Origin of the sequence: Streptococcus sp. HSISS2, assembly GCF_000448665.1 — a bacterium.
Classification (GTDB): Bacteria; Bacillota; Bacilli; order Lactobacillales; family Streptococcaceae; genus Streptococcus; species Streptococcus raffinosi.
Map to the genome: position 1 here is coordinate 1381367 of NZ_CM002133.1, position 7315 is coordinate 1388681.

General features: G+C 42.4%; 5 protein-coding genes and 2 pseudogenes. 1 reads left to right on the forward strand and 6 read right to left on the reverse strand.

What is annotated here, in order from left to right; genetic code table 11:
* Positions 1-80: 80 nt before the first annotated feature.
* The 3 genes and pseudogenes from rarD to HSISS2_RS06150 all read right to left on the reverse strand — a co-directional run bounded on the left by rarD (position 81) and on the right by HSISS2_RS06150 (position 3186).
* Positions 81-965: an EamA family transporter RarD gene (gene rarD / locus HSISS2_RS06140; RefSeq protein WP_042767042.1), complete on the reverse strand. Its 885-nt coding sequence runs from the start codon at positions 963-965 to the stop codon at positions 81-83.
* On the reverse strand, positions 958-1818 hold the full coding sequence (gene thrB, locus HSISS2_RS06145; protein ID WP_021145902.1) for a homoserine kinase: 861 nt from the start codon (positions 1816-1818) through the stop codon (positions 958-960). Before thrB ends, rarD begins: the two co-directional genes overlap by 8 nt.
* A gap of 82 nt (positions 1819-1900) precedes the next feature.
* Positions 1901-3186: pseudogene (locus tag HSISS2_RS06150) on the reverse strand (homoserine dehydrogenase).
* A gap of 173 nt (positions 3187-3359) precedes the next feature.
* On the opposite strand from HSISS2_RS06150, the gene HSISS2_RS06155 reads away from it, so the two are divergent.
* Complete coding sequence (locus tag HSISS2_RS06155; RefSeq protein WP_021145905.1) at positions 3360-4238, forward strand: polysaccharide deacetylase family protein; 879 nt, start codon at positions 3360-3362, stop codon at positions 4236-4238.
* Between the two features lie 41 nt (positions 4239-4279).
* Here the strand turns inward: HSISS2_RS06155 and HSISS2_RS06160 are convergent, their stop codons facing one another.
* The 3 genes and pseudogenes from HSISS2_RS06160 to argJ form a co-directional block, all read right to left on the reverse strand.
* The gene (locus HSISS2_RS06160) at positions 4280-5410 is read right to left on the reverse strand and encodes an acetylornithine transaminase (protein WP_021145906.1); all 1131 of its coding nucleotides are present in this window, start codon (positions 5408-5410) and stop codon (positions 4280-4282) included.
* Positions 5411-5413: 3 nt separating this feature from the next.
* A pseudogene (gene argB / locus HSISS2_RS06165) lies at positions 5414-6150 on the reverse strand (acetylglutamate kinase).
* Positions 6151-6176: 26 nt separating this feature from the next.
* Positions 6177-7315, reverse strand: a 1139-nt coding sequence (argJ, locus tag HSISS2_RS06170) for a bifunctional glutamate N-acetyltransferase/amino-acid acetyltransferase ArgJ (RefSeq protein WP_042767043.1), incomplete at its 5' end; no start/stop codon positions are given.

The following is a 7315-nucleotide window of genomic DNA, read 5'->3' on the forward strand; positions in this document are numbered from 1 at the left end:
TATTATATCTTAAAGTTCTAAAATTGTCAGATAAACTTGGCCTTTATTTATAACAAACTCATAAAAATCCCTGACAGACATCAGGAAATTCTACGAATAGTCACTAATTGACCGGTCACGAAGACCAAGATAGCTATCCAGATAAAGATGAACCCCTTCAATTCTCCCACAGTAACAGTCTCACCAAAAATGAGAATGGCCACAAGTAGTTGAATGGTAGGATTAAGATACTGGATAAAGCCGATAAGGTTAAGCGGTGCCCTTTTAACTGCCTCTGAGAAACAAAGCAAGGGAACAGCCGTCACCACCCCCGAAATGGCTAAGAGAAACATTTCCAAGGTCGAATAAGATGAAAATAACTCCGGTGAAAAGAAGGCCAAATAGACTGCTACAAAAGGAAGAAGAAAACCACTTTCCACTAACATAGCCACATCACTAGACAACTTGACCCCCTTCTTAACCAAGCCATAAAAACCAAAACTCAGGGCTAAGCCTAAAGAAACCATGGGAAGTTTTCCTGTGTTGACAACAAGAACCAGCACTCCTATAAAAGCTAAGACTACTGCTGTCCACATGGTTCTGCTCAATGATTCACGAAGAAAAACGAGAGCAAATAGGATAGACACAATAGGCATAATGTAATAGCCCAGGCTGGCTTGTGTCGCTTGCCCATGACCCACAGCATAGATATAAATCAACCAGTTGGCTGCTATGAGAAAGCTGGCAAGCAACATACGAAGCAAGGCCTTCTTATCCTGCCAAAGTCCTACAAGTTCGACTTTAAAACGTGTATTTTGTTTAGCTATTAGTGCATAAACCAGCATGGTCACTACAGTAAAGACAATCCGCCATGAGAAGGTGTTATAGGCTGAAACACCTGCTAAAAGCTTCCAAAAAAGGGATAAAAATCCCCATTGAATATAGGTTGCTAGTCCAAAGAACAACCCTTGATTCTTTCTAGTCAACGACAACACCTGCTTTATCCACAGATAGGATGAAGGTTTCACCATCTAAACCAAGACCATCGATAGCCGTTTTAAGAGCCTCAGCCTGATCATTTGGTGTTAAGGTCATAACTGTCGGACCAGCACCTGAGAGATAGGTTGCATAGACACCGTATTGGCCTGACAATTGCTTAATGGTCGCAAATTCCTTGACCAATTTTTGGCGATAGCGTTCGTGGAACATGTCTCCTTGGATGGCACGTCCCGCCTTAACTAAATCTCCTGCAAAAAGAGCTGCAATGGCAACATTGGCAATAGATGATGCAGCCACAGCTTCTTTATAAGACAAGTCACTTGGAAGCACCCCACGTGAATCAGAGGTCTTGAGTTCATAGCTCGGAATAAAGGCCACGAAGGCACATTCTGGAAAATCTGCCACGATGCTATTAACATGTTCATCCACATAAGAGGCTACAACAAGATTCCCAAAGATAGCTGGGGCAACATTGTCTGGGTGACCTTCAATCTTGGTCGCAATGTCAAGTTTATCGTCGTCTGAAAGTTGCAAGTCTGCCAATTGATTGGCTAACTCAATCCCTGCGACAATAACTGAGCTTGAAGAACCTAGCCCACGCGCCAAGGGAATATCCGATGTCATCACCAATTTATGGGGCTGCAAATCGGACTCAACTTGCAAGGCTGTTGAAATGAGGAGGTTATTTCCATCTGAAGGAATATCTCCCAAATCATGTTCAATATGCCATGCATCTGCCGGTTCAAGCACCTCAATTGTCAAATATTTAGAAACGGCAACACCCACAGAATCAAAACCTGGACCAATATTGGCAGATGTTGCTGGAACAGTAATTTTCATAATAACACACCAAAAGGAGGAAAGCCATTAGCGACTTTTCTCCTCAATACCTTTCTTATACGCACCAGTATAGGCTTATCAATTAGTTAGACAAAACTTTCAATGTGTTGACAACAGTGAAGTCTTCTGCTGCTTCAAATTTTTCAGTAACAGCTTGGAGTTGCGTCTTAGACATAGCGTGTGTAATCACAACGATACGAGCTGTTGTGCCATTTGCTTTTTGTTGCAAAACTTGCTCAAACGAAATATCTTCTGAGTTGAAGATTTCAGACAAGTGAAGGATTTTACCTTTTTCGTCTGGCGTATCAAGGGCAAAGTAATAATTGCTCTTAACGTCCGCTGGATTAGCCAATGGCAAGTCACGACGGAACTCGTTGAATGGTTTACCAACATTGCCATCTGAAAGACGACGAGCAATACGGATAATGTCCGCCAAAACAGATGTTGCTGTTGGTTTTTGACCAGCACCTGGACCGTAGTACATTGATTCACCGATACCGATAGATTCAACAAAGACTGCATTCATAACATCGTTTACACTAGCAAGTGGGTGATTTTTTGGCAAGAATGTTGGTGATACTTCTGCTGAAATCCCTGATTCTACTTCACGCACATCACCAACCAATTTGATGACATAACCCAATTCTTGAGCGACAGCTACATCATCAGTAGAGATGTTCGTAATTCCCTTGTGAGACACATCGTCAAAATCAATTGTAGCACCAAAACCAAATTGGCTTAGGATAACGGCTTTATAAGCAGCGTCAATACCTTCAACGTCGTTGGTTGGATCACTTTCAGCATAACCAAGTTCTTGAGCAGTCTTGAGGGCATCTTCGTATGACCAACCTTCGTCAACCATCTTAGTCATCATAAAGTTAGATGTTCCGTTGAGCACACCAAGGATACGTGTCACCTTGTCAGATGTCAAAGAGTTAGCCAAAGTACGCAAAATTGGAATACCACCAGCTACGGCAGCTTCGTAGTAGAAAGCCACACCCTTATCTTGAGCAAGGGTAATCAACTCTTTTCCATGAGTGGCAATCAAGTCTTTATTGGCAGAAACAATGTTTTTACCAGCTTCGAGCGCTTTAGTGATGAAGGTGCGGGCTGGCTCGATACGTCCCATCAATTCGACCACGATTTGAATGTCATCGTCGTTAAGGATTTCGTCAACATTTGTGACAAAATTGTAGTCGTTACCAGCAGCAAGAAGTCGATTTTTTCCTCGTCATCTTTGACCAAAACTTTTGCAATTTCAAGCTGATCACGTGAGGCTGCAAGAACCTTTTCACCATTTTCCTGCAAGAGGAAAGGAATACCACTAGCTACTGTACCAAAGCCAAGTAATCCAATTTTAATAGACATTTACGATTTCTCCTTAAAAACATACATTTTTTAATTGTACCATATTTCTGTCGGAATTGACAGAATATTGTTGCCATTTAAGGTGGCAAGTATCCTTTTTTACTGAAAATTCTGTGCAATTCCACCTTATTTTTGTTAAAATAATAGTTAGACCTATTTGAAAGGGGGATACAATGACTTTTCAAGCTCAAAAATCAACCAAACCTAAACGAAAGAAGATGAATTTTCTTCTACTTGTCATAAATCTGGCACTTCTCGGTATCTTGGCCGTTTTTATGTTAAACCGTCCAAACCAGTCGAAAACCAATCAAAAACATGCCCAGACGAGTCAGTCTAAGAGTACAGCCAATTGGAAGACCTATGACGATCCTGTTCAAATTCCTATCCTCATGTACCATGCTGTTCACGTTATGGATCCATCTGAGGCCTCTAACGCCAACCTGATTGTTGCTCCGGACAATTTTGAAGCACAAATAAAGGCCATGGTAGATGCCGGTTACTATTTCCTAACTCCTGAAGAAGCCTACAAAGCCTTCACTGAAAACGCCCTACCTGCTAAGAAGGTTGTCTGGCTGACCTTTGACGATGGTAACGAAGACTTCTATACGATTGCCTATCCTATTCTCAAAAAATACAAGGCTAAGGCAACCAATAATATTATCACTGGCTTTGTCAAGAAAGGGAACGCTGGAAATCTCACTGTTAAACAGATGAAAGAAATGATGGCACACGGCATGAGCTTCCAATCTCATACGGTTAACCACCCTGATTTGTCTGTCAATGACAAGGCAACGCAAAAGGCTGAATTAACGGATTCTATTGACTTTCTTGAAGATAAACTCAATACCAAGGTTAATACCATTGCCTATCCGTCAGGTCGCTACAACCAAACGACCTTGGACTTGGCTAAGAAAACTTACAAGTTAGGACTGACTACCAACGAAGGACTGGCTAGTGCTAAGGATGGCCTCCTCTCACTTAATCGTGTCCGCATCCTACCAACAACAACCTCTAAAGGACTTCTCAGCGAGATTGCTACTGACAATAAGTAAAAGAAATCACTTGATTAACGGTCAAGTGATTTTTCTATTGTCTAGTCAAATATTTCTGATAGAATGGTCACACCCTTTTCAATTTCAGCATCACTTAGTGTGATTGGTGGCAAAAGACGGATCACATTGGTTCCTGCAATTAAGACAATCAGCCCCTTATCTCTGGCTGCTTGAACCAATTCTCCTAGATTGCCAGTAGTCTCGATTCCAATCATATAACCCAAGCCACGGACAGTGGTAACCGTCTCTTTATCAGATAAAGCTGTCTGCAATTTTGCTTGTAGCTTATTTCCACTTTCAAGAGCAGTGTCAAGAAAACCAAGTGCTAACATAACTTCAAGCGTGGCCTTAGCAGCCGCCATAGCCAGCTTATTGCCTCCAAAGGTAGAGCCGTGACTTCCGTAAGAGAAGGCTTCTCCAAGAGATGACTTAGCAAGCATGGCACCAACTGGCACCCCATTTGCCAAACCTTTAGCTAGGGTAAAGATATCTGGTTCAATATCGTAGTGTTCATAAGCATAAAGCTTACCAGTACGACCGATACCAGTCTGAACCTCATCTACGATGAGATAAATACCCGTTTCCTTACAAAAATCAGACAAAGCCTTAACAAAGTCCTTATCCGCAGGTTGCACGCCTGATTCCCCTTGGACCAACTCTAGCATAATGGCCGCCGTTTCTTCATTGGCTAGGGCCTTAACACTGTCTATGTCATTGAAAATGGCATAGTTAAAGTGGGGTACACCTTCACCAAAACCTTGTTTAATTTTATCCTGACCTGTAGCAGACATAGATCCAAAGGTTCGACCATGGAAGGAATTTTGGAAGGTAATGATTTCTTGTTTACCCGATGCCTTACGGGCGATTTTAATGGCTGCCTCATTGGCCTCCGCACCACTGTTACAGAAAAAGGCCAGATAATCCTTGTCACCAATTAAAAGTCCAGCAACATCTTCTTGCAACTGATTGTGATAAAGATTAGGCTGGTGCAAAATCTTGCCCACCTGCTCTGTTAGAGCCTGATTGACATGAGGATGATAGCCAAGGTTAGTTACCCCAATACCAGATGAAAAATCCAAGTAGGTCTTGCCAGTTGTATCTGTCAAATAATTACCATGGGCCGAAGCAAAATCAATCGCTGCCCGTTTATAATTTGAAAATAGTTTTGTCATCGTTTACTCCTTGATTATGGTACCATCTGTCAGGTTATCACCAATAATGACCTGCTCAACACCAGATTCAACTGTCTGAACAGCACTTTGAATTTTAGGAATCATGCCCCCAGTAATCACACCTGAATCTATTTTTTCTGAACGTCCACAAGATTCAGATGCTCCAAAACTTGTCTATTCTCTAAAACACCCTTGACATCTGTCATAAGAATAAGCTTTTTAGCACCTAGACTAATAGCCACCGCCCTTGCAAGGTAATCCGCATTGATATTGAGCAAATCACCCTGCTCACTGTAACCCAAGCTAGGAATCAAAGGAAGCTTGCTTTGAGCAAGGAGTGCCACTAGGGTCTGATTAGTGATATGGCTGACCTCACCCACAAAGCCATAGGTCTCTTGATCTAAGAAATCAGCATGGACAAGGTCTGGAAGCTCATCTATGACCTGATAGGCTGGCAAACCCGCCTGTCTCAACTGACCTGCTAAATTTTTCCCAACCATATCAACTAAGGCTTCTTTGATTAGACCCATATCTGACTGACTCGTCACCCGCAGACCATTGACCTTGTGGATTGGGATGTCATGTTCCTCCATGAGTTGATTGATCGCAAAGCCACCCCCATGGACGATGATTATTTTTTGACTAGCCCGCTGCCATTCTGACAGTTTAGTCAGTATCTCAGGAGTTAGCTGCTTACTGGCTACTCCACCAATCTTAATTACAATATATTCAGTAGGCATCAGTTAACTCCTTTTCCTTAGACAGTCTAAGTGTGATAGAGGGCATTAATCTTAACGTAATCGTAAGAAAGATCACAACCCCATGCGGTTCCTTTTTCTTGGCCTGAATGAAGGTCTACTGTTATGGTCACTTCGTCCTCATGCATGATGTCTTTCATTTCTTCATCATCAAAGGTCACAGGACTAGAGGCTAACATGACCGGCAGGCCGCCAATCATAATATCTACATTATCCACAGGTACATCCACACCAGCATAACCAACAGCAGCTAAAATACGTCCCCAGTTAGGATCCTCACCAAAGATGGCTGTTTTGACCAGACTGGAACCGACAACAGATTTGGCCATCATACGGGCATCAAGGGCATTCGGAGCATTGACCACATCAACTTGGATGAGCTTATTGGCACCTTCACCGTCCTTGGCAATCTTTTTAGCCAGTTCTTGCATCACAAAATTCAGCATTTTTGAAAATTTATCGAACTCGGGTGTATCTGGCAGAATCTCTTCGTTGAGCGTGCAACCATTTGACATGACAAGCACCATATCATTAGTCGAAGTATCTCCGTCAACCGTAATCTGATTAAAAGTCTTTTCTACATTTTGACTCAAGGCTAATTGGAGAGTCTCACTGGAAATATTGGCATCACAGGTAATAAAACCGAGCATGGTCGCCATATTAGGGTGAATCATACCTGAACCCTTAGCAACACCAGCCATAGTCACAACATCACGTCCAAAAGTCTCCGTCACAGCAATGGTCTTAGTCGCTGTATCTGTCGTCAAAATTGCCTTGGCGAAATCATCAGCATTACCATTAACCACTATCTTGGAAAGACCATTTTTCAAGATATCCATTGGTAGAAACTCACCAATAATCCCTGTAGAAGCCACACCAACCAAATCTGGTTCAACACCTAACTTTTCAGCGGTCCACTCCTGCATGGTGTAAGCATCCTCCAATCCTTGGGTCCCTGTACAAGAATTAGCCACACCTGAGTTAACAACGATAGCCTTCATTTTCCCTGCCTTTTTTACCGAGGTCTTGGTCACAATCAAAGGAGCTGCAATAACCTTATTGGTCGTGTAAACCCCTGCCACACTGGCTGGCTTTTCAGAGACAATCCAACCAAAATCCATTTTTCTCTTTTTAAATCCTGCATGTA

What these genes read in the sequence shown, in the direction of transcription:
- thrB (WP_021145902.1), bottom strand. Translation starts at nt 1,818, where the DNA reads ATGAAAATTACTGTTCCAGCAACATCTGCCAATATTGGTCCAGGTTTT.
- HSISS2_RS06155 (WP_021145905.1), top strand. Translation starts at nt 3,360, where the DNA reads ATGACTTTTCAAGCTCAAAAATCAACCAAACCTAAACGAAAGAAGATG.
- HSISS2_RS06160 (WP_021145906.1), bottom strand. Translation starts at nt 5,410, where the DNA reads ATGACAAAACTATTTTCAAATTATAAACGGGCAGCGATTGATTTTGCT.